Origin of the sequence: Rhizobium sp. CB3171 (assembly GCF_029714265.1) — a bacterium.
GTDB lineage: Bacteria > Pseudomonadota > Alphaproteobacteria > Rhizobiales > Rhizobiaceae > Rhizobium.
Genome location: NZ_CP121652.1, coordinates 556952 through 574170, shown reverse-complemented (window position 1 = coordinate 574170; position 17219 = coordinate 556952). Strand labels below are relative to the sequence as shown.

Below are 17219 nucleotides of genomic sequence, written 5' to 3'. Positions count from 1 at the left end.
TGGCACGCCATTCAACCGTTCGTGATGAGCGGGCAGCAATACGACTTTCGCACCCCACTGAGGGAGACTATAGTTCCCGCGTGCATATTTGTGCCGAGGATATCGAGTCATGCGTATTTTTCCCGCACTTTCCCTCATCGTCATCGCTACGGTGCTGTCGGCCTGTCAGACGGCAGAGGAGATTCGCGCGGCCGATGAAGCGAGATGCAGCAGCTATGGCTTCCGCCGCGGCACCGAGAATTTCGCCAACTGCCTGATGAATCAGGATCTGAGCCGGCGCGCGGATCAGCGTGCATTCATGGAAAGCAATGATGATTTCTTCTGGGGGCCGTCCATCGTGGTCGGGCCGGGATACTATCATCGCCGTTGGCATTGATCATTTCGCCTCTCCCGTGACGAAAGCTCAAGCCTTGCCTCTGATGGCCGCCTGCGCCGCCGCAAGCCTTGCGATCGGCACGCGGAAGGGCGAGCAGGACACGTAATCCAGCCCGATTTCCTCGCAAAAGTGGATCGAAGCCGGATCGCCGCCATGTTCGCCGCAGATGCCGAGCTTCATATCGTTGCGCGTACGACGGCCGCGCTCGGCAGCGATGCGAATCAGTTCTCCCACGCCGTCGAAATCGAGTGAGATGAAGGGATCATGCTCTATGATCCCCTTGCGCTGATAGGTGGGGATGAAGGCGGCGGCATCGTCGCGCGACATGCCGAAGGTGGTTTGCGTCAGGTCGTTGGTGCCAAACGAGAAGAATTCGGCGGCCTCGGCAATGATGTGCGCGCGGAGGGCCGCGCGCGGCAGCTCGATCATCGTGCCAACGAGATAATCGATCTTCATCTTGGCTTCCGTCATGACCGCGCGGGCCACCTCTTCGATACGTGCCTTGACGTAATCGAGCTCCGAGCGCAGGCCGACCAGCGGCACCATGATCTCCGGCACGACCGCGGCACCCGTTTCCTTTGCGGCAGAGACCGCCGCCTCGAAGATGGCGCGGGCCTGCATCTCGACGATTTCAGGATAGGAAATCGCCAGACGGCAACCGCGATGGCCAAGCATCGGATTGAACTCATGCAGCGCATCGACCCGCTGGCGCAATATGGCCGGCTCCATGCCCATGATGCCGGCGACCTCCGCGATCTCCTCGTCCGTCTTCGGCAGGAACTCGTGCAATGGCGGGTCCAGCAGGCGGATGGTCACCGGCAAGCCGTGCATGATGGTGAACATGCCGGTGAAATCGAGCCGCTGCATCGGCAAGAGCTTGGCGAGCGCGGCGCGGCGGCCGTCCTCGCCTTCCGCGAGGATCATCTCGCGCATGACATGGATACGGTCGCCTTCGAAGAACATATGCTCGGTGCGGCAAAGGCCGATGCCTTCGGCGCCGAAGGAACGGGCGGCACGGGCGTCCGCCGGTGTGTCCGCATTCGTGCGCACCGTCATGCGGCGCGAGCGGTCAGCCCACTCCATGATACGCCCGAAATCGCCTGACAGTTCCGGCTGGATCATCGCCACCTCGCCCTTCAGCACCTGACCGGTGGAACCATCGATGGTGACAATGTCGCCCTTTTTCAGGGTGACGCCGATGCCGATCAGCTTTTCGTTGCGCATGTCGATGCGCATGGTGCCGGCGCCGACCACGCAGGGAATGCCCATGCCACGGGCAACCACCGCCGCGTGGCTGGTCATGCCGCCGCGCGTGGTGAGAATCCCCTCGGCGGCATGCATGCCGTGAATATCCTCCGGGCTGGTCTCGATGCGCACGAGAATGACCTTGCGGCCCTCCTCTTCTGCGACAATCGCCTCCTCGGCGGTGAAGACAACCTCGCCGGTCGCGGCCCCCGGCGAAGCCGGCAAGCCGGAGCCGATGATCTCCCGATGCACGCGCGGATCGATCGTTGGGTGAAGGAGCTGATCAAGGGTCGAGGGCTCGATGCGCGAAACGGCCTCATCCTCGGTGATCAGACCTTCGTCGACCATATCGACAGCGACCTTCATTGCCGCCTTGGTGGTGCGCTTGCCGGCGCGGGTCTGCAGCATCCAGAGCTTGCCGCGCTCAATGGTGAATTCCAGATCCTGCATGTCACGGTAATGCGCTTCGAGCTCGGCGCAGATGCGACGGAATTCGGCAAAGGCTTCCGGCATCAGCTTTTCCATCGACGGCCGGTCGTAGCCGGAGGCGATACGGGCCGCCTCGGTGATGCTCTGCGGGGTGCGAATACCGGCAACGACATCCTCGCCCTGCGCATTGACCAGGAATTCGCCGTAGAGCTCCTTTTCACCCGTCGAGGGATTGCGGGTGAAGGCAACACCAGTGGCGGAGGAATTGCCGAGATTGCCGAAGACCATGGCCTGGATATTGACTGCCGTGCCCCAAGCTTCGGGGATATTGTGCAAATGACGATAGGTGATCGCACGCGGGTTCATCCAACTGGAAAACACCGCGCCGACGGCACCCCAGAGCTGCACCTCGGGCTCCTGCGGGAAAGCCTCGTCCAGTTCCTCTTCTATGACGGCCTTATAAAGCGAGACAACATGCTGCCACTCAACGGCAGAAAGATCGGTATCGAACTCATGGCCGAGACGAGCCTTCTCATCCTCCAGAATTTCCTCGAAAATCTCGTTGTCGAGACCCATGACGACATCGGCATACATCTGGATGAAGCGCCGATAGCTGTCCCAGGCGAAGCGGGCGTCGCCGGCATCATGGCCGAGCGCCTGCACCGTGTCGTCGTTGAGGCCGAGATTGAGGACGGTATCCATCATGCCAGGCATGGAGGCGCGGCCGCCGGAGCGCACGGAAACGAGCAGCGGGCGAACGGTATCGCCGAACTTGCGCCCGGTGATCGCCTCCATCTGCTTCAGCCCCTGCATCACCTGCAGCTTCAGGTCTTCCGGAACGTTGCGGCCGTTTTTGTAATAGAAAGCGCAGACTTCGCTGATGATCGTCAAGCCGGGGGGAACCGGCAGGCCAAGGCTGCACATTTCGGCAAGATTGGCGCCCTTCCCCCCGAGCCGCTCATAGTCCTTGGCGCGCCCCTCGGCCTTCCCGTCGCCGAATGTATAAACCCACTTCGTCATTTTCCCCCGTCCAACTCCTAAGGTTGAACTTAATTCATTGAGGTGGAAATGAAAATCGACAAATGCGGCGAAATGTTGCGCTGCACAATAAATATAAAATCGCAGTGTTAAAAATCGTGTCCACTATAGCAAGCGCGTAAAGCGTCATTTGACGCATGACGCGTGCCCAACTAGTTAAAATCATGAAGATCAGAAACGTGATTCATAAGGGGACGCCGGTTCATCGAAGAGGATGATGCCTCCGGCTTGCAGCCGGCCTTCGTGCCAAAACTACGGCGAATTATTTCCTTCCTCCAGGATATGGAACAAGAGGAGGAATTGCGGACGATGCCAAGTTGGAAAGCCCATCTACTCACCGGCGACCGCAAAGGCACTTGGAGCCTCTTTGTCACGAAAAACTGGCGACTGACGTTTCGGATAGACCGGACAGAAATTGAGATCATCGACCTCGATTATGAAGATTATCACTAGGAGATGGCCATGAACGCTTTACAGGGCATCCGTATGAAAAACCCAGCCCATCCGGGCGGGTTCGTCAAAAGCGAAATCATTGAAGCTCTTGAGCTTTCCGTCACCGACGCAGCCAAGGCGCTAGGCGTTACGCGCCCGGCCTTGTCCGCGCTTCTCAATGAACGAGCCCACCTATCGCCAGAAATGGCTCTCAGAATCGAGAAGGCATTTGGCGTGTCTATGGATACGCTGATGCGGATGCAGAATAGCTACGACATTGCTCAAGCCCGGAAACGGGAGGGAGACATCAAGGTGGCACCGTTCAAAGGCAAGCCAAACGATCCGCCATCGACCGCAACCTGAAGACCGCCAACCGGCGACTAAGCTCCGGCCTCCCGCCGCGCCAGAATCTTGTCGATCCGCATGCCGTCCAAATCGACGATTTCGAAGAGCCAGCCGTCGAATGTAAAGCTCTCGCCGACCTCGGGGATATGACCGAGTTGGTAGAGCGCGAAGCCCGCGAAGGTGTGGAAATTGTCTTCGGAACGCTCGCGCAGGCCGAGCCGCTGGAAAGCGTCATAGGCCGGCATCATGCCTTCGATCAGCAAGGAGCCGTCGGCCCGCTCGACGATATCCGGTCCTTCGTTCTCCATATCCGGCAAGTCGCCGGCGATGGCTTCCAGCAGGTCGGTCTGCGTGACGATGCCCTCCAGGCTACCATATTCATCGATGACCATGGCGAGACGGACAGGCGCGCGCTTGAAGCTCTCGAGAACCTTGAAAACGGCGGTTGCTTCATGAACGATAAGAGGCTGCCGCATAACCGCTATCGGATCGAGCGATTGGCCGTTCAAAAGCTGATCGAGAAGATCCTTCTTCAGGATCATGCCGATCGGTTCGTCGATCGTCCCGCGACCGACGAGAAGTTGGTCAAACCGGCTTTCCCGAATAGCCTTCAGCATCTCCTCCGGCGAGTCCTCGGCATCGATCCAATCGACCTCCAGCCTCGGCGTCATAATATCGGAGACATCGCGGTCGCCGATATTGAAGACGCGCTCGACCAATTCCTGCTGCGCCTGTTCCAACAGGCCTGCTTCCTGGCTTTCGGCGACCAGCATCTTGATTTCAGCAGGGGAATGCAGCGAGCCTTCACCGGCGCCCGGCCGCAGGCCAAAAAGGCGCAAAACCATGTTGCCGAGACCGTTCAACACCAAGATCGCCGGGCGGAGCAAGAACAGAAACAGGCCCAGCGGCCGCACCACGCCGAGGGCGGTGCCTTCGCTGCGCTGCAATGCCAGGCTCTTCGGCGCAAGTTCGCCAAGGACGATGTGCAGGGCCGTAATGATGATGAAGGAAATCACGACAGCCACGGCATGCGATCCGGCAGCAGCCCAGGAGCCAGGCAGAAAATCGAGAAGAGGCTCCAGGAGGTGCGCAAGCGCCGGTTCGCCCACCCAACCGAGAGCGAGCGAAGATATGGTGATGCCGAGCTGAGTGGCCGCGAGATTGGCGTCGAGATTGTCGACTGCCCTTTGCAAGGCGGTCGCGTTCATCCGCCCCTCGGAGACTAGTTCGGCCACACGACTGCGCCGAACGGAGACAAGCGAAAATTCGGCCGCAACGAAGAAACCATTCGCAGCGACGAGCAGCAATACGGCGAGTATTCCGAGGAAATCGAAAATACCGCCATCAAATCCAGACATACTTCCCTTCCGGGCGGATTAGCGCCACGTATTATTGATCGAGAACAAATCTAACACGCTTTTTGGCTGTGCGGCAGCCGAGGCGGCAATTTCTTGTCGATATGGGAATAGCTTTTCCTTTTTCCAATCGGAAAGAGGCGCCTCAAGCTATTTCCCGCAGTTGCTCCGCGGTCTGCAGGTCGACGGACACAAGCTGTGAGACACCCTGTTCGGCCATGGTCACGCCGAAGAGCCGGTCCATGCGGGCCATGGTGATGGGATTGTGGGTGATGACCACGAAACGCGTCTCGGTCGAGGCCGCCATCTCGTCCATGAGATTGCAATAGCGCTCGACATTATGGTCGTCGAGCGGCGCGTCCACCTCGTCCAGCACGCAGATGGGGGCCGGATTGGTGAGAAAGACGGCAAAGATCAGCGCCATCGCTGTCAGCGCCTGTTCGCCGCCGGAAAGCAGCGTCATGGTCTGCGGCTTCTTACCCGGCGGACGGGCGAGAATTTCGAGGCCCGCCTCCAGTGGATCGTCGGATTCGATCAGTTGCAACTCGGCCGTGCCGCCGCCGAAGAGATGGGTAAACAGCCGCTGGAACTGCACATTGACAACATCGAAAGCGGCGATCAGCCGCTCGCGGCCTTCGCGGTTGAGGCTCTGGATCGCACCGCGCAGCTTGCGGATGGCGTCGATGACATCATCACGCTCCTTGATCAAGGCCCGCAGCCGTTCTGTCAGTTCCCTGCTTTCCTCCTCGGCGCGCAGGTTGACGGCACCAAGGCGCTCGCGCTCGATCTTAAGCCGCTCCAGCTCGCGCTCGACCTCGCGCAAATCGGGAATATTCTGCCCCGCCGACAGGCCGGCAAGCCGCAGCACCTCATGCAGTTCGACATTCAGCGTCTGGCGGATGCGCAACTCGCTTTCCTGGCGGCGCTCGCGGGCGGAAACCAGGCGCTCCTCGATACGGCCACGCTTTTCACGGCTTTCCGCCAATTCCGACAGTGCCGTGGCGGCCTGACGATCGGCCTCGCGCTGAACGATTTCCGCCTCGACCAGGCGGTCGGCCGCGGTGCGGCGCGCCTCCTCCGCCTTCTGCAATTCGTTCATCAGCGCGCGGCGCTTGTCATCAAATTCATCCGGGGCAAGGTCCAGCTCGGCAGCTTCATCGCGCGCCTCTTCCTCACGGTCGCGCAGGGTCTGGATATGCTCTTCGGCGCTGGCGGCGCGCTGGCGCCAACCGTCACGCTCCTGGCGAATCGCCAGGATGCGGCGCTGCCGGGCCTCATTTTCCCGATTCAGCCCTTCGTAACGGGCACGCGCTTCGGCAAGCGCGCCGCGATCCGTGGCGACCTCCGCCTGCTGGTCGCGCAGCTTCAAGTCGATGTCCGCCAGATCGGGCGCATCCTCTAGTTCGATACGGGCATTTTCATCTTGCACCGCCACCTCTTCCATCTGCGCCTGCAGATGGCTGGCAGCTTCCGTGATGACATCGCGACGGCGGATCAGATCGCCGGAGGCGCGCTCGGCCATCGCCAATGCTTCGCGAGCTTCCGCAAGGTGGCGGGCAGCGAGCCGGCTGGTATCACGCGCAACGACAAGACGGGATTCCTCGGCCCGGATCGCGTCGCCGGCAATCGCCAAACGCTCCTCAGCCTCAGCCAGGATATCGCGCGCCACCTCGGCTTCGGCCTCAAGCTCCGCAAGACGATTCTTCTGTGCCAGCCGCAGAGCCGCCGCGCTGGGAGCGTCTGCCCCGGTCACATGCCCGTCCCAACGAAATACGGCGCCGTCCTTCGTCACCAGCCGCTGGCCTGGCTTCAATGCCGGCATGAGGCGCATAGCGTCTGCGGCAGTGACAAGGCCGATCTGGCGCAAGCGTCGCGTCAATGCCGCCGGTGCGCCCACATACGAAATCAGTGGCACGACATCGTCCGGCAGGGCAGGATCGGCCGCGCCGCTGCCATTGTCGGACCAGTGGGCGGGCGCTTGCGGATCCAGCGGCGATTCCAGATCGTCGCCAAGAGCTGCGCCGAGCGCGGTCTCGAAGCCACGGTCGACGCGCAGCTCTTCCGCAACGGGTGCAAATGCGCCCGAGGTGGCTCCCGCCGCGAGCATATTGGAGATCGTGCGCGCTTCCGTTTCCAAGGCATTCAGCCGCGAACGGGCTTCATCGACCGGCGCGCGCGATAAAGCCTCCGTCTCGCGAGCTTTGGAGAGGGCCGCCTCAACGAACTGGATCGCCACCTCAGTATCGGCGACGACATTTTCAGCGGCTTCGACCACGTCGCGCTTTTCGCCAGGATCCGGCAGGGCGGCTATCTTTTCATCGATCGCAGCGAGCTCCCCGTTGGCCTCATCCATCTGCCGTTCCAGCCGCATCTTCCGGTCGGCAAGATCGCGGATGGCGCGCTCGAGCTGATTGCGGGCGGCGGCGGCCTCGGCGCGCTCGGCAGTCAGCGCGGTAAAGATACGCTCGCTATCGGCTAGCTTCGCGGCAGCCTCCTCGAAAGCCTCGCGCGTTTCCTCGGCAAGCCGGCCGGAATCGGCGAGAATATCGGCAATATCGGCCTCCTCCGCATCGAGCTTTGCCAGGATTTGGGCATTATCGGCAACGAGGCGCTCTTCACGGCTGATGTCTTCGGCCAGTTGCGCCAACCGCCGGGTCAGCTCGTCTCGACGCCGCAGAATGCGATTGGCATCCTCTTCAAGCTGGGTGCGAGCAATTTGCAGACGCTGCAATGCGGCGGCGGCCTTCGCCTCTTCTTCGCGCAGGTCCGGCAGCTTGAAGCTGGCAATGCCCTGCGTCTTCGCCGCCTCCATCTGTATCTGCGCCTTTTCAGCGACCAGAACGGTTGCCTGCTTGAGCGCGTTGTCGGCCTCCGCTTCCGCCTCCTTCGCCTGCACCCAATGAATATGCAGGAGCATCGCCTCGCGGGCGCGGATGTCGGCGGACAACATCTTGAACCGGTTGGCCTGACGCGCCTGGCGCTTCAGGCTTTCGATCTGGCTTTCAAGCTGCGAGGTCACGTCGTCGAGACGCTCGAGGTTGCCTTCGGCAGCGCGCAGACGAAGCTCCGCCTCATGCCGGCGCGAATGCAGGCCGGAGATACCGGCCGCCTCTTCCAAAAGCTGGCGCCGGGCCTGTGGCTTGGCCTGGATCAGCTCGCCGATGCGCCCCTGCCCGACCATCGACGGCGAACGCGCGCCGGTCGAGGCATCGGCGAACAGCAGTTGCACATCCTTGGCACGGGCCTCCTTGCCGTTGATGCGATAAAGCGAGCCCTGCTCGCGCTCGATGCGGCGGGTGACCTGGATTTCGTCGCTGTCGTTAAAGGCGGCGGGTGCAGTGCGGTCGCTATTGTCGAGATAGAGGCCGACTTCCGCGGTATTACGCGCGGGACGATTGCCGGAACCGGAGAAAATGACGTCGTCCATGCCGGAAGCGCGCATGTTCTTGTAGGAGTTCTCGCCCATCACCCAGCGCAGCGCTTCGACCAAGTTGGACTTGCCGCAACCGTTCGGGCCGACGACGCCGGTCAAGCCGCGTTCGATGACAAATTCCGCCGGCTCCACGAAGGATTTGAAGCCGACGAGACGAAGCCTGTTGAACTTCATAAGCGCCACTCCCCCTCTCCGCGACAGCGGGGGAAGGAAGAAACCCCTTTAGAAGTGAGGCACAAAAAAACGGGCGCGCGGGTTTCCCCGCCGCCCGCCGTTTCGAAAAGGCACGGATCAGAGAAGGCTATCGATGAGCTTCGACATGGCACCAACCGACATGTCCCCTGCATAACGCTTGCCGTTGATCAAGAAGGTCGGCGTAGCATTGACGCCGAAGTCTTTGGCTGCGCGTTCCCTAACTGAGTTGACATCATCCAGAAGCTTCTGGTTCGTCAAGCATTTCGTAAAGCTATCCTCAGTAAAACCGGCAAGTTTCGACATTTGCAGCAGCGCGGCACGGCCATCGACATCCGGCGAAGCCCAGGCGATTTGCTGTTTGAACAGCATATCGACCATCGGCAAGTACTGTTCCTGCGGCGCGCAACGGGCCAGCATGAAGGCGGCGGCAGCGCGCGGATCGAAGGGGAATTCGCGGATGATGAAGCGAACCTTGCCGGTGTCGACGTATTTCTGCTTGATCGCGTCGAAGGTGGTAACGGCGAAATGCGCGCAGTGCGGGCAGGTCAGCGACATGTATTCGACGATCTTGACCGGCGCGTCTTCCTTGCCGAGTGCGATTTCCGGCAAGGGGCCGGGCTTCAGCACCTCGTTCATGTCGACATTGCCTTCCGACGACGGGACTTCATCCTCCGGCGAGGCAGCGGTATTGGTGGTCTCCTGCGCACCACCGACCGTGGTGGCGTTTGCGGCGGATGCGGTGTCGGCAAAGGCAGCGAACGCCATAGAGAGGGCCGCAACGGCGGTGCCGCCCAGCAGGTGGCGTTTGGTCAAGAGCATGTCGGACATCGGCATATAGTCACCCGTCGTTTAAGAGGTCTTTGAATGGTTCACTGCGATATAACGGCTAGTTGCTGCGAACAAGGCACGGTTGACCAACTTTCTTCAAAGAATTGTGACCTACCGAAGACAACGAGGTTAAATTATCGTCAGAATTCGCAGGGATGGGCAGACGGCCGTGAAGATGAGCCACTATGCGGCACTATCTTCGATAAATCTCACGGCGATTTTCGATTCGAACAATCAGAATTCGTATAGCGCTATCTTCGATGTGCGCGATTACCCGGCAGTCTCAGACCCGATATTTCCAAAAGTCACCAAGATCAGAACCTTTCAAGGCCTCGCCGATGGAGCGCGGATTGTCCAGCTTGGAAACACGCTCATGGAGAAATTTAAGAATGCGTCGCGAAGTCTCATGTCCGAGCTTTTCGAGTTCGCGCTCCGCAGATCGCTGAAACTCAATCGTCCACGCCATAGCGCGCCATTAACTCAGCCAAAGAAACAGTATCGCTCTCGCCCCGGCGAAACTCTTCCAGGCGTTTCTCCGCAAGATAGATATCCTCAAGATCGTCCAGGTGCTCGAGGATTGCCTCACGAGCATAAAAGCTTTTGCTGCGCCCGGTGCGCTTGGCAAGCGCATCGAGCCTTGCTTCAATTTCCGGCGGAAGCCGCAGGGCCAACATCATCTTATCTCCCAAAATAGAGCTATCTTTTACCCCGCTTCCAAACCATCGCGGTGCCCAATCTCTGAATTGCCGCACGCAGTTTGTCGTCCTCGATCCCGTCCATCATGTCTTCCAGCTTTCGCGCCGCCTCGCCCTTTAGCGGCGGGGGAGTGCGGGAGCGTTTTGAAGTGATGGAAACAGGCTTTTGGACGATGCGGATCTGGCTGACGGCATGGAAGCCGAAGAAGCCGTTGATGCGCTGGATCAGTTCGCCCTGCGCATGGGTCAGGAACAGGGCGCGGGCGCCCTCGCAGGCGACGGTCAGCACGCCGGGCTGGTAACCGCCGTCCTCGCCCGAACCGCCGCGTTTGGCCCAGGCAATCTTTTCCGGCCGCGTGCATTCGGCAAAATCCTCGCCTGCGATCTCGTCCCAGGAGCCAAGCAGCGCCGTGTTGATGCCAGCGCGCTTGGCCAAGACGGGATCGACGATGCCGTTGGTCAGCTCGGAAATCTGCTTTTCGCCACGACGCGGCATTTTTGACAGGCGATATTCGCTCATTTTGAGGCTATAGTTCGCTCCCCAGCGTCTCAACGAAGCATTGGCGCAGCAGGAATGTCAAAGAGAACCGCCTTTTCTGTTCTGTAAAAGAGCGTGAAATGATCTCCACTCCTGCACTGCATTGTTACGCATCAGCCCCGCTACAACAAGACCAAGAAGGAAAAACCCCAAAGCCAATAGCTGTAGAGGGAACACATCCTTCTGACCGGTATGCCAGGCAGCAACGAGCAATACGACCGAGGAAGCGGCATATACGCATACCGCCATCATGAGGAAGAAAAACACACCAAATGCATGATAAATCAACTGCGAACGACGAGAGCGCTTCGTTCGTTGCGGCTGAAATTCCTGCTTGAGATAGACGGTAAGAAATTTGAATGGCTGCGTGTGCAACAACTTCCACATCGCGTAGTAGACAAGCGACAAGAAAAGAATTTCCGCTGCGCAGATATTCAGAAGCCCCAGGTTGGGACTCGCATTCAGTAGACGATCGAAAAGCTCGATAAGCATGATGAATTCTCCTTGATGGCTGACTTCTAGGCAGCCCAATATTTTCCGACTTCCGTTTCCAGCATAGTTGCGTCTAGAGAGTTGGATGTAATCGCTTGATCGAAGGAAATTATGGACCTTTCATCGCAAATATCCTCCCTGTCTGGAAAGCTGCTTGCCTGGTACGACCGCCATCACCGCGACCTGCCCTGGCGCGTCTCGCCGCCGATGGCAGCGCGCGGCATCCGGCCCGATCCCTATCATATCTGGCTCTCCGAGGTAATGTTGCAGCAGACCACCGTGCCGGCGGTCAAAGCCTATTTCGCCAAATTCCTGGAGCGCTGGCCGACGGTTGATGATCTTGCGGCGGCGCCCACCGACGATGTCATGGCCGCCTGGGCCGGGCTCGGCTATTACGCCCGCGCCCGCAACCTGAAGAAATGCGCGGAGGCTGTGGCGGCGGAACATGACGGTCGGTTTCCCGACACCGAGGACGGGCTGCGGGCCTTGCCCGGAATCGGCGACTATACCGCAGCGGCGGTCGCGGCCATTGCATTCAACCGGCGGGCGGCTGTCATGGACGGCAATGTCGAGCGGGTTATCTCCAGGCTGTATGCCATTGCCATGCCATTGCCCACCGCGAAGCCATTGATGAAGCAGAAGGTGGCGTCGCTGACGCCAGCCGATCGTCCCGGCGATTTCGCGCAGGCGATGATGGATCTGGGGGCGACGATCTGCACGCCGAAACGGCCGGCCTGTTCGCTCTGTCCCTTCAACAATGCTTGCGAGGCCTTGCGGCTGCACGATCCCGAACATTTTCCGGTCAAGGCGGCAAAGAAGGAAAAGCCGGTACGCCAGGGTGCCGCTTTCGTGGCGGTGAATGACGATGGCGAGATTTATCTGCGCCGGCGCATCGCCAGCGGCCTGCTCGGCGGCATGACCGAAGTGCCGACCACCGGCTGGACAGCACGGCTTGACGGCGAGACCAGTGCTGCGGCCGCCCCCTTCCCGGCCGACTGGCAGGCGGCGGGGAGCGTGACGCATGTCTTTACTCACTTCGAACTGCGGCTATCGATCTATCGCGCTCAAGTGGCATCGAACACTACCCACAATGACGGATGGTGGGAGCCGGTTACAAATCTTGAAGCCCAGGCGCTGCCCACCGTCATGAAAAAAGCGATCATTCAGGCTATTCCACGCGCATTCACAAAGACCAAGACATTCGAAAAGGCAGGACATAATTCATGACGACGGAAATCCGGCACATTGTCTTCGACATCGGCAAAGTGCTTCTTCACTATGATCCGAGCATTCCTTATGGCCGCCTCATCCCCGATGAAGCAGAGCGAACCTGGTTCTTCGCCAATGTCTGCACAAATGAATGGAACATCGAGCAGGATCGCGGCCGGACGTGGGAAGAAGCCGAAGCGCTGCTGATCGCCGACCATCCCGAGCGCGAGGAACAGATCCGTGCCTTCCGCAAATATTGGCACGATATGGTGCCGCATGCCTATGACGATAGCGTCGCCATCATGGAGAAGCTGATTGCCGAGGGCCGTGACGTCACCATGCTGACCAACTTTGCCTCCGATACGTTTCGTGAAGCGCAGACGCGCTTCGATTTCCTCTCCAAGCCGCGCGGCGTCACTGTGTCCGGCGACATCGGCCTGATCAAGCCGGACGTTGCAATCTATGAGGCGCATGTGAAAAGTTTCGAGCTCGATCCGGCCTCGACCATCTTCATCGACGATTCGCTTGCCAACGTCGAAGGTGCGAAAGCTGCGGGTTGGAATGCAGTCCATTTCACCGGCGCCGCGAAGCTGCGCAGCGATCTCGCCGCCTACGGCATCCAGGTTTGAGCCCATGATTTTCGATCCGGCAGAACGCATCACCCTCTTTCATGACGCGATCAACAGGCTCGATTTCGAAGCAATCGAGGATTTCTTCGCGGAGAACGCCACCTATGTCTCGAACGGCGTCGGCAGCCTCGCAGGTCGCGAGGCAATCATGGAGGCCTTCCATGGCTATTTCGATACCTATCCGGATCAAACCGCAATCAATTCATTGGTGGAAACGCTGACGCCGCTTTCCGGCCGGAGTGTCTGGTCCGTACGGGCAACGAACAGCAAAACCGGTAAGCCGCTGATCCGCGAGGGCGAAGAGACGATCACCTTCGACGAAGACGGACGCGTCGTCCGGGTCGAAGTGACGGACTATCAGGAATTCTAAGCCGTCAGGCAAAAAAATGGCGCCCAGGATTCGAGAATCCTGGGCGTCTCGCCTTCCTCCCTAACTGGAGGTACTCGACGGAAGAAGGCGGATATGCGGATCCGGCCGCGGCACGATCCCGATAGTCGGGAAAGGCTCTCGGAGAAGATTATGCCGCTGAAATAGTTGGAATTATTCCACCTTGGCCAGATCATTGCGGACGATCGAACGCAGGTCGTCGATCGGGCGCAGGGAATGCCCATCGTCGAAGTGCCAAAACGTCCATCCGTTGCATGCATCAAGGCCCTGGACTTTCGCACCGAGGCGATGAATGGAGCCCGCTTCGCCACCGGAGGCGACCGTGCCATCGGCGCGCACGATGGCACTGTAGCGACGCCTCGCATCCGTCAGCACCTGGCCGGGCTTGATGAGGCCACTTTCGATCAAAACGTTGAAGGCAACGCGAACTTCAGCCTTCTTGCCTGTCATGACGGTCAGTTCCGCCTTACCGAGCGGCTCGACGGCGGCGATGCGGGCGCTGGCCGCATCGATGTAATCCTGCTCGCGTTCGATGCCGACGAAGTGACGGCCGAGACGCTTGGCGACGGCACCGGTGGTCCCAGAGCCGAAGAAGGGGTCGAGGATGATGTCGCCGGGCTTGGACGATGCCATGATGACACGGGCAAGCAGGGCTTCTGGCTTCTGCGTCGGATGCGCCTTCTTGCCGTCCTGATCCTTCAACCGCTCGCCGCCGCTGCAGATCGGGAACAGCCAATCGGAGCGCATCTGCACATCGTCATTGGCAGCCTTCATGGCGTCGTAGTTGAAGGTGTAGCCCTTGGCCTTGGCGTTCGGGCTCGCCCAGATCATCGTTTCATGGGCGTTCTGGAAACGACGTCCCTTGAAATTCGGCATCGGATTGGTCTTGCGCCAGACGATGTCGTTGAGGATCCAGAAGTTCAGATCCTGCATCGTAGCGCCGACGCGGAAAATATTGTGATAGGAGCCGATGACCCAGATGGTGCCCGTCGGCTTCAGCACGCGACGGCAGGCGAGAAGCCAGGCGCGGGTAAAGGCATCATAAGCCTCGAAGGAGGCAAACTGGTCCCATTCGTCGTCAACGGCGTCGACAAGCGATTGATCGGGGCGATGCAGCGTACCGCCGAGCTGCAAATTGTAAGGCGGGTCCGCGAAGATGACGTCGACGGAATGGGTGGGCAGTGCTTCAAGAGCGGCTACGCAATCGCCCTTGATGATCGTGTCGACCCAAGAGCCCGGCGTTGCGGAAGTCCTGAGGTCGGCAAGCGGGAAAACTGACGCCATGTGATACTCGCTGTTACACTTACTCGATACGATTAACTGAGTGTTATGGTTACCTAAGTTGGTTACCAAAGGCTAAAGCGGCGGGCGATTTGAGAAATTATTCGCGGCATAGAAAAATAACAGCGAATGCGATAGAACATTCTCATGGACCGAAACGAAACGATAACGCGGCTTAAAAACAACGCGGACGCCATCCGGGCGCTCGGTGCAACGTCGCTTTACCTTTTCGGCTCTGTTTCCCGGAATGAGGCGCAACCATCGAGTGATGTGGATATTTTTGTCGACTATGACCCGGCTAGTCGTTTCAATGCTTTCGATCTGATCAGTATCAAGTTCTTGCTCGAAGAAGATCTTCATGCGCCCGTCGACATTACGACCAGAGATGGGCTACATCCCCGCCTGAGACCGGCGATCGAACGCTCGGCGACGCGGGTATTTTGATGCCGCGGGAATTTAGACACGCGCTCGAGGACATACGCGCAGAACTCCGCGGTATCAGCAAAGCCGCCATGGGAAAAACACTGGACGACTACCGTAGCGATTGGCTGTTTCAACACGCCGTCCAGCGCGCCATAGAAATCATTTCGGAGGCAAGTCGGGCCATGCCCGACGATATCAAAGCTCTGAGGCCGGAGATTCCGTGGCAACAAGTCAAGACCATAGGAAACATATTGCGTCATCAATATCATGGCCTATCCGACCAGATCATCTGGGGCGTGGTCGTCGACGAGCTACCGGCCCTAGAAATTGCTATTGATGCCCTTTGCCTGCGGTTCGGTGTTGATTAGCTCGTCATGCACCGCGCGGCTATCCGCCGGTGCCTCTTCCCTCTCATTCATTCCGTAATCACGCACCACATGGGCTATGCGCAGCCGATAGTCGGCAAATATTACCCCTCGCCCGGCCTTTTGCGCCGCCCGGTGCGTTTCACGATTGCGCCATTCCTTGACCGCCGCCTCATCGCGCCAGAAGGAAAGCGAGAGAAGCTTACCGCGTTGTGTCAGGCTCTCGAAGCGTTCGATGGAGATGAAACCGTCGATCGTTTCGAGTTCTGCGCGCAGCTTGCCGGCAAGATCAAGATAGTGATGACGCTCGCCGAGATAGGGAATGACTTCGAAAATGACGGCGATCATGGCGTCACCTTTGGGCCGTGCGGTAGAGACACGTTTTTCAGGAAGATGCGATCTTCCCTGATGATGAAGCGTTCGTGGCGGGAGAAATCGTAATTCGCCTTGCCGAGCGGATCGGCTGCGAGGCGGGCGCGATAGGCTTCATAGGCAGCCAGGCTCTCGACATTGTAGACACCATAAGCGGTCGTCGCCGAGCCCTCGTGCGGGGCAAAATAGCCAATGAGGTCCGCGCCGTTGCGTGGGATGACCTGGCCCCAGGCCCTGGCATATTCGGCAAAGGCGTCCTTTTTGAAGGGATCGATCTCATAGCGGATGAAACAGGTGATCATGGTTGTCTCCTTTGGTGATGGAGATGTTGTCGCACATTGCGCGACGTCTATGCTTCGGTTACGATCGAAGTATGAAGGAAGGTCCTGACATCGCGCAGATAGGTGCGCTCATTGGCGATCCGGCGCGGGCGAATATGCTGACCGCGCTGATGGGCGGCCGTGCCCTGACTGCAACGGAGTTGGCGGCGGCCGGCGGTATCACGCTGCAGACGGCGAGCACGCATCTGTCGAAGCTCGAAGCAGGCGGGTTGCTCGCGCAACGCAAACAAGGCCGGCACCGCTATTTCGCGCTGGCCGATGACGGCGTCGGCAAGCTGCTCGAAAGTATCATGGGCTTCGCCGCTACGCGAGGGCACCTGCGCCACCGCCCCGGTCCGAAAGAGCCGGCCCTTCGCAAGGCACGCATCTGCTACGACCATCTCGCCGGTGATTACGGTGTACGCATGCTCGACAGCCTGATTGCGGCCGGTGCGATCTCGGCTCTCGATGACGGCTTGAGCCTGACGGAGCGCGGCGAAAAGCATCTCACCTCGATCGGCATTGATGTGAATGGGCTGCGCTCGACGCGGCGCCCGCTCTGCCGCTCCTGCCTCGATTGGAGCGAACGCCGGGCGCACCTCGCCGGCAGCCTCGGCAAGGCGCTGCTTTCCAACTTCTTCGACAAGGGCTGGGCGCGGCGATCGGAAAACAGCCGCTCGATCCTGTTTACATCAGAAGGCGAACGCCGGTTTCTGGCGCTTTTTCCCATCGACGCGGATGCGACGAACCAAGAACGCGACGGTGTCGACGCCTGAGTGTTGAGACGTCGCTCCAATGAAGGGCGCAACATCATCGGCGCCAGAACATCCA

20 protein-coding genes are annotated in these 17219 nt (G+C 59.6%); 9 read left to right on the top strand and 11 right to left on the bottom strand.

Annotation, left to right across the window (positions count from 1 at the left end; all coding sequences use genetic code 11):
* Positions 1-109: 109 nt before the first annotated feature.
* A complete protein-coding gene (locus QA648_RS02815) occupies positions 110-376 on the top strand; it encodes a hypothetical protein (RefSeq protein WP_104822276.1) in 267 nt (88 codons plus the stop codon).
* Positions 377-403: 27 nt separating this feature from the next.
* Here the strand turns inward: QA648_RS02815 and ppdK are convergent, their stop codons facing one another.
* A complete protein-coding gene (gene ppdK / locus QA648_RS02810; RefSeq protein ID WP_283049504.1) occupies positions 404-3070 on the bottom strand; it encodes a pyruvate, phosphate dikinase in 2667 nt (888 codons plus the stop codon).
* 246 nt (positions 3071-3316) lie between these two features.
* Between ppdK and QA648_RS02805 the strand changes: the two genes are divergently transcribed.
* Positions 3317-3541 carry a type II toxin-antitoxin system RelE/ParE family toxin gene (locus QA648_RS02805; protein ID WP_283049502.1) on the top strand — a complete coding sequence of 75 codons (225 nt, stop codon included), beginning with the start codon at positions 3317-3319 and terminating at the stop codon, positions 3539-3541.
* A gap of 9 nt (positions 3542-3550) precedes the next feature.
* On the top strand, positions 3551-3883 hold the full coding sequence (locus tag QA648_RS02800; protein WP_104822274.1) for a HigA family addiction module antitoxin: 333 nt from the start codon (positions 3551-3553) through the stop codon (positions 3881-3883).
* A 17-nt stretch (positions 3884-3900) separates the two neighbouring features.
* Here QA648_RS02800 and QA648_RS02795 read toward each other — a convergent pair whose 3' ends face one another.
* From QA648_RS02795 to QA648_RS02765, 7 genes are all read right to left on the bottom strand, one after another.
* Complete coding sequence (locus QA648_RS02795; RefSeq protein ID WP_283049499.1) at positions 3901-5223, bottom strand: hemolysin family protein; 1323 nt, start codon at positions 5221-5223, stop codon at positions 3901-3903.
* A 142-nt stretch (positions 5224-5365) separates the two neighbouring features.
* Positions 5366-8827 carry a chromosome segregation SMC family protein gene (locus QA648_RS02790; protein WP_283051194.1) on the bottom strand — a complete coding sequence of 1154 codons (3462 nt, stop codon included), beginning with the start codon at positions 8825-8827 and terminating at the stop codon, positions 5366-5368.
* Between the two features lie 117 nt (positions 8828-8944).
* Positions 8945-9682, bottom strand: coding sequence for a DsbA family protein (locus QA648_RS02785; RefSeq protein ID WP_104822271.1), 738 nt, complete (start codon positions 9680-9682; stop codon positions 8945-8947).
* 277 nt (positions 9683-9959) lie between these two features.
* Complete coding sequence (locus tag QA648_RS02780) at positions 9960-10142, bottom strand: type II toxin-antitoxin system RelE/ParE family toxin (protein ID WP_311319437.1); 183 nt, start codon at positions 10140-10142, stop codon at positions 9960-9962.
* The gene (locus QA648_RS02775; RefSeq protein ID WP_104825010.1) at positions 10126-10350 is read right to left on the bottom strand and encodes a DUF6290 family protein; all 225 of its coding nucleotides are present in this window, start codon (positions 10348-10350) and stop codon (positions 10126-10128) included. The genes QA648_RS02780 and QA648_RS02775 overlap by 17 nt, the downstream gene beginning before the upstream one ends.
* A gap of 22 nt (positions 10351-10372) precedes the next feature.
* Positions 10373-10891, bottom strand: coding sequence for a DUF721 domain-containing protein (locus QA648_RS02770; RefSeq protein ID WP_245463930.1), 519 nt, complete (start codon positions 10889-10891; stop codon positions 10373-10375).
* 57 nt (positions 10892-10948) lie between these two features.
* Positions 10949-11401 (bottom strand): hypothetical protein, encoded by a 453-nt coding sequence (locus QA648_RS02765; RefSeq protein WP_104822270.1) that lies wholly within the window; start codon positions 11399-11401, stop codon positions 10949-10951.
* A 111-nt stretch (positions 11402-11512) separates the two neighbouring features.
* Here QA648_RS02765 and mutY point away from each other — a divergent pair, with 111 nt between their 5' ends.
* From mutY to QA648_RS02750, 3 genes are read left to right on the top strand one after another with little or no spacing between them, the layout of a single operon-like run.
* Positions 11513-12628 carry an A/G-specific adenine glycosylase gene (gene mutY / locus QA648_RS02760; protein ID WP_283049498.1) on the top strand — a complete coding sequence of 372 codons (1116 nt, stop codon included), beginning with the start codon at positions 11513-11515 and terminating at the stop codon, positions 12626-12628.
* Positions 12625-13239 carry an HAD family phosphatase gene (locus QA648_RS02755; RefSeq protein WP_104822268.1) on the top strand — a complete coding sequence of 205 codons (615 nt, stop codon included), beginning with the start codon at positions 12625-12627 and terminating at the stop codon, positions 13237-13239. The genes mutY and QA648_RS02755 overlap by 4 nt, the downstream gene beginning before the upstream one ends.
* A gap of 4 nt (positions 13240-13243) precedes the next feature.
* Positions 13244-13609, top strand: a complete 366-nt coding sequence (locus tag QA648_RS02750; protein ID WP_283049495.1) for a nuclear transport factor 2 family protein — start codon at positions 13244-13246, stop codon at positions 13607-13609.
* A 171-nt stretch (positions 13610-13780) separates the two neighbouring features.
* On the opposite strand, the gene QA648_RS02745 is transcribed toward QA648_RS02750, so the two are convergent.
* Positions 13781-14911, bottom strand: a complete 1131-nt coding sequence (locus tag QA648_RS02745; protein ID WP_104822266.1) for a site-specific DNA-methyltransferase — start codon at positions 14909-14911, stop codon at positions 13781-13783.
* Between the two features lie 144 nt (positions 14912-15055).
* Here QA648_RS02745 and QA648_RS02740 point away from each other — a divergent pair, with 144 nt between their 5' ends.
* Together QA648_RS02740 and QA648_RS02735 are read left to right on the top strand one after the other, a co-directional pair.
* On the top strand, positions 15056-15352 hold the full coding sequence (locus tag QA648_RS02740) for a nucleotidyltransferase domain-containing protein (RefSeq protein ID WP_104822265.1): 297 nt from the start codon (positions 15056-15058) through the stop codon (positions 15350-15352).
* The gene (locus tag QA648_RS02735; protein WP_245463929.1) at positions 15352-15699 is read left to right on the top strand and encodes a HepT-like ribonuclease domain-containing protein; all 348 of its coding nucleotides are present in this window, start codon (positions 15352-15354) and stop codon (positions 15697-15699) included. Before QA648_RS02740 ends, QA648_RS02735 begins: the two co-directional genes overlap by 1 nt.
* On the opposite strand, the gene QA648_RS02730 is transcribed toward QA648_RS02735, so the two are convergent.
* Complete coding sequence (locus QA648_RS02730) at positions 15652-16044, bottom strand: antibiotic biosynthesis monooxygenase (protein ID WP_104822263.1); 393 nt, start codon at positions 16042-16044, stop codon at positions 15652-15654. The genes QA648_RS02735 and QA648_RS02730 overlap by 48 nt on opposite strands.
* Positions 16041-16370 carry an NIPSNAP family protein gene (locus QA648_RS02725; RefSeq protein WP_104822262.1) on the bottom strand — a complete coding sequence of 110 codons (330 nt, stop codon included), beginning with the start codon at positions 16368-16370 and terminating at the stop codon, positions 16041-16043. The genes QA648_RS02730 and QA648_RS02725 overlap by 4 nt, the downstream gene beginning before the upstream one ends.
* 71 nt (positions 16371-16441) lie before the next feature.
* Here QA648_RS02725 and QA648_RS02720 point away from each other — a divergent pair, with 71 nt between their 5' ends.
* The gene (locus QA648_RS02720; protein WP_104822261.1) at positions 16442-17164 is read left to right on the top strand and encodes a helix-turn-helix transcriptional regulator; all 723 of its coding nucleotides are present in this window, start codon (positions 16442-16444) and stop codon (positions 17162-17164) included.
* Positions 17165-17219 lie beyond the last annotated feature (55 nt).

Bases quoted from the DNA above. Each gene is read 5' to 3' on its own strand.
- QA648_RS02815 (WP_104822276.1), top strand. From the start codon at position 110: ATGCGTATTTTTCCCGCACTTTCCCTCATCGTCATCGCTACGGTGCTG.
- ppdK (WP_283049504.1), bottom strand. From the start codon at position 3,070: ATGACGAAGTGGGTTTATACATTCGGCGACGGGAAGGCCGAGGGGCGC.
- QA648_RS02800 (WP_104822274.1), top strand. From the start codon at position 3,551: ATGAACGCTTTACAGGGCATCCGTATGAAAAACCCAGCCCATCCGGGC.
- QA648_RS02795 (WP_283049499.1), bottom strand. From the start codon at position 5,223: ATGTCTGGATTTGATGGCGGTATTTTCGATTTCCTCGGAATACTCGCC.
- QA648_RS02790 (WP_283051194.1), bottom strand. From the start codon at position 8,827: ATGAAGTTCAACAGGCTTCGTCTCGTCGGCTTCAAATCCTTCGTGGAG.
- QA648_RS02785 (WP_104822271.1), bottom strand. From the start codon at position 9,682: ATGCCGATGTCCGACATGCTCTTGACCAAACGCCACCTGCTGGGCGGC.
- QA648_RS02780 (WP_311319437.1), bottom strand. From the start codon at position 10,142: ATGGCGTGGACGATTGAGTTTCAGCGATCTGCGGAGCGCGAACTCGAA.
- QA648_RS02775 (WP_104825010.1), bottom strand. From the start codon at position 10,350: ATGTTGGCCCTGCGGCTTCCGCCGGAAATTGAAGCAAGGCTCGATGCG.
- QA648_RS02770 (WP_245463930.1), bottom strand. From the start codon at position 10,891: ATGAGCGAATATCGCCTGTCAAAAATGCCGCGTCGTGGCGAAAAGCAG.
- QA648_RS02765 (WP_104822270.1), bottom strand. From the start codon at position 11,401: ATGCTTATCGAGCTTTTCGATCGTCTACTGAATGCGAGTCCCAACCTG.
- mutY (WP_283049498.1), top strand. From the start codon at position 11,513: ATGGACCTTTCATCGCAAATATCCTCCCTGTCTGGAAAGCTGCTTGCC.
- QA648_RS02755 (WP_104822268.1), top strand. From the start codon at position 12,625: ATGACGACGGAAATCCGGCACATTGTCTTCGACATCGGCAAAGTGCTT.
- QA648_RS02750 (WP_283049495.1), top strand. From the start codon at position 13,244: ATGATTTTCGATCCGGCAGAACGCATCACCCTCTTTCATGACGCGATC.
- QA648_RS02745 (WP_104822266.1), bottom strand. From the start codon at position 14,911: ATGGCGTCAGTTTTCCCGCTTGCCGACCTCAGGACTTCCGCAACGCCG.
- QA648_RS02740 (WP_104822265.1), top strand. From the start codon at position 15,056: ATGGACCGAAACGAAACGATAACGCGGCTTAAAAACAACGCGGACGCC.
- QA648_RS02735 (WP_245463929.1), top strand. From the start codon at position 15,352: ATGCCGCGGGAATTTAGACACGCGCTCGAGGACATACGCGCAGAACTC.
- QA648_RS02730 (WP_104822263.1), bottom strand. From the start codon at position 16,044: ATGATCGCCGTCATTTTCGAAGTCATTCCCTATCTCGGCGAGCGTCAT.
- QA648_RS02725 (WP_104822262.1), bottom strand. From the start codon at position 16,370: ATGATCACCTGTTTCATCCGCTATGAGATCGATCCCTTCAAAAAGGAC.
- QA648_RS02720 (WP_104822261.1), top strand. From the start codon at position 16,442: ATGAAGGAAGGTCCTGACATCGCGCAGATAGGTGCGCTCATTGGCGAT.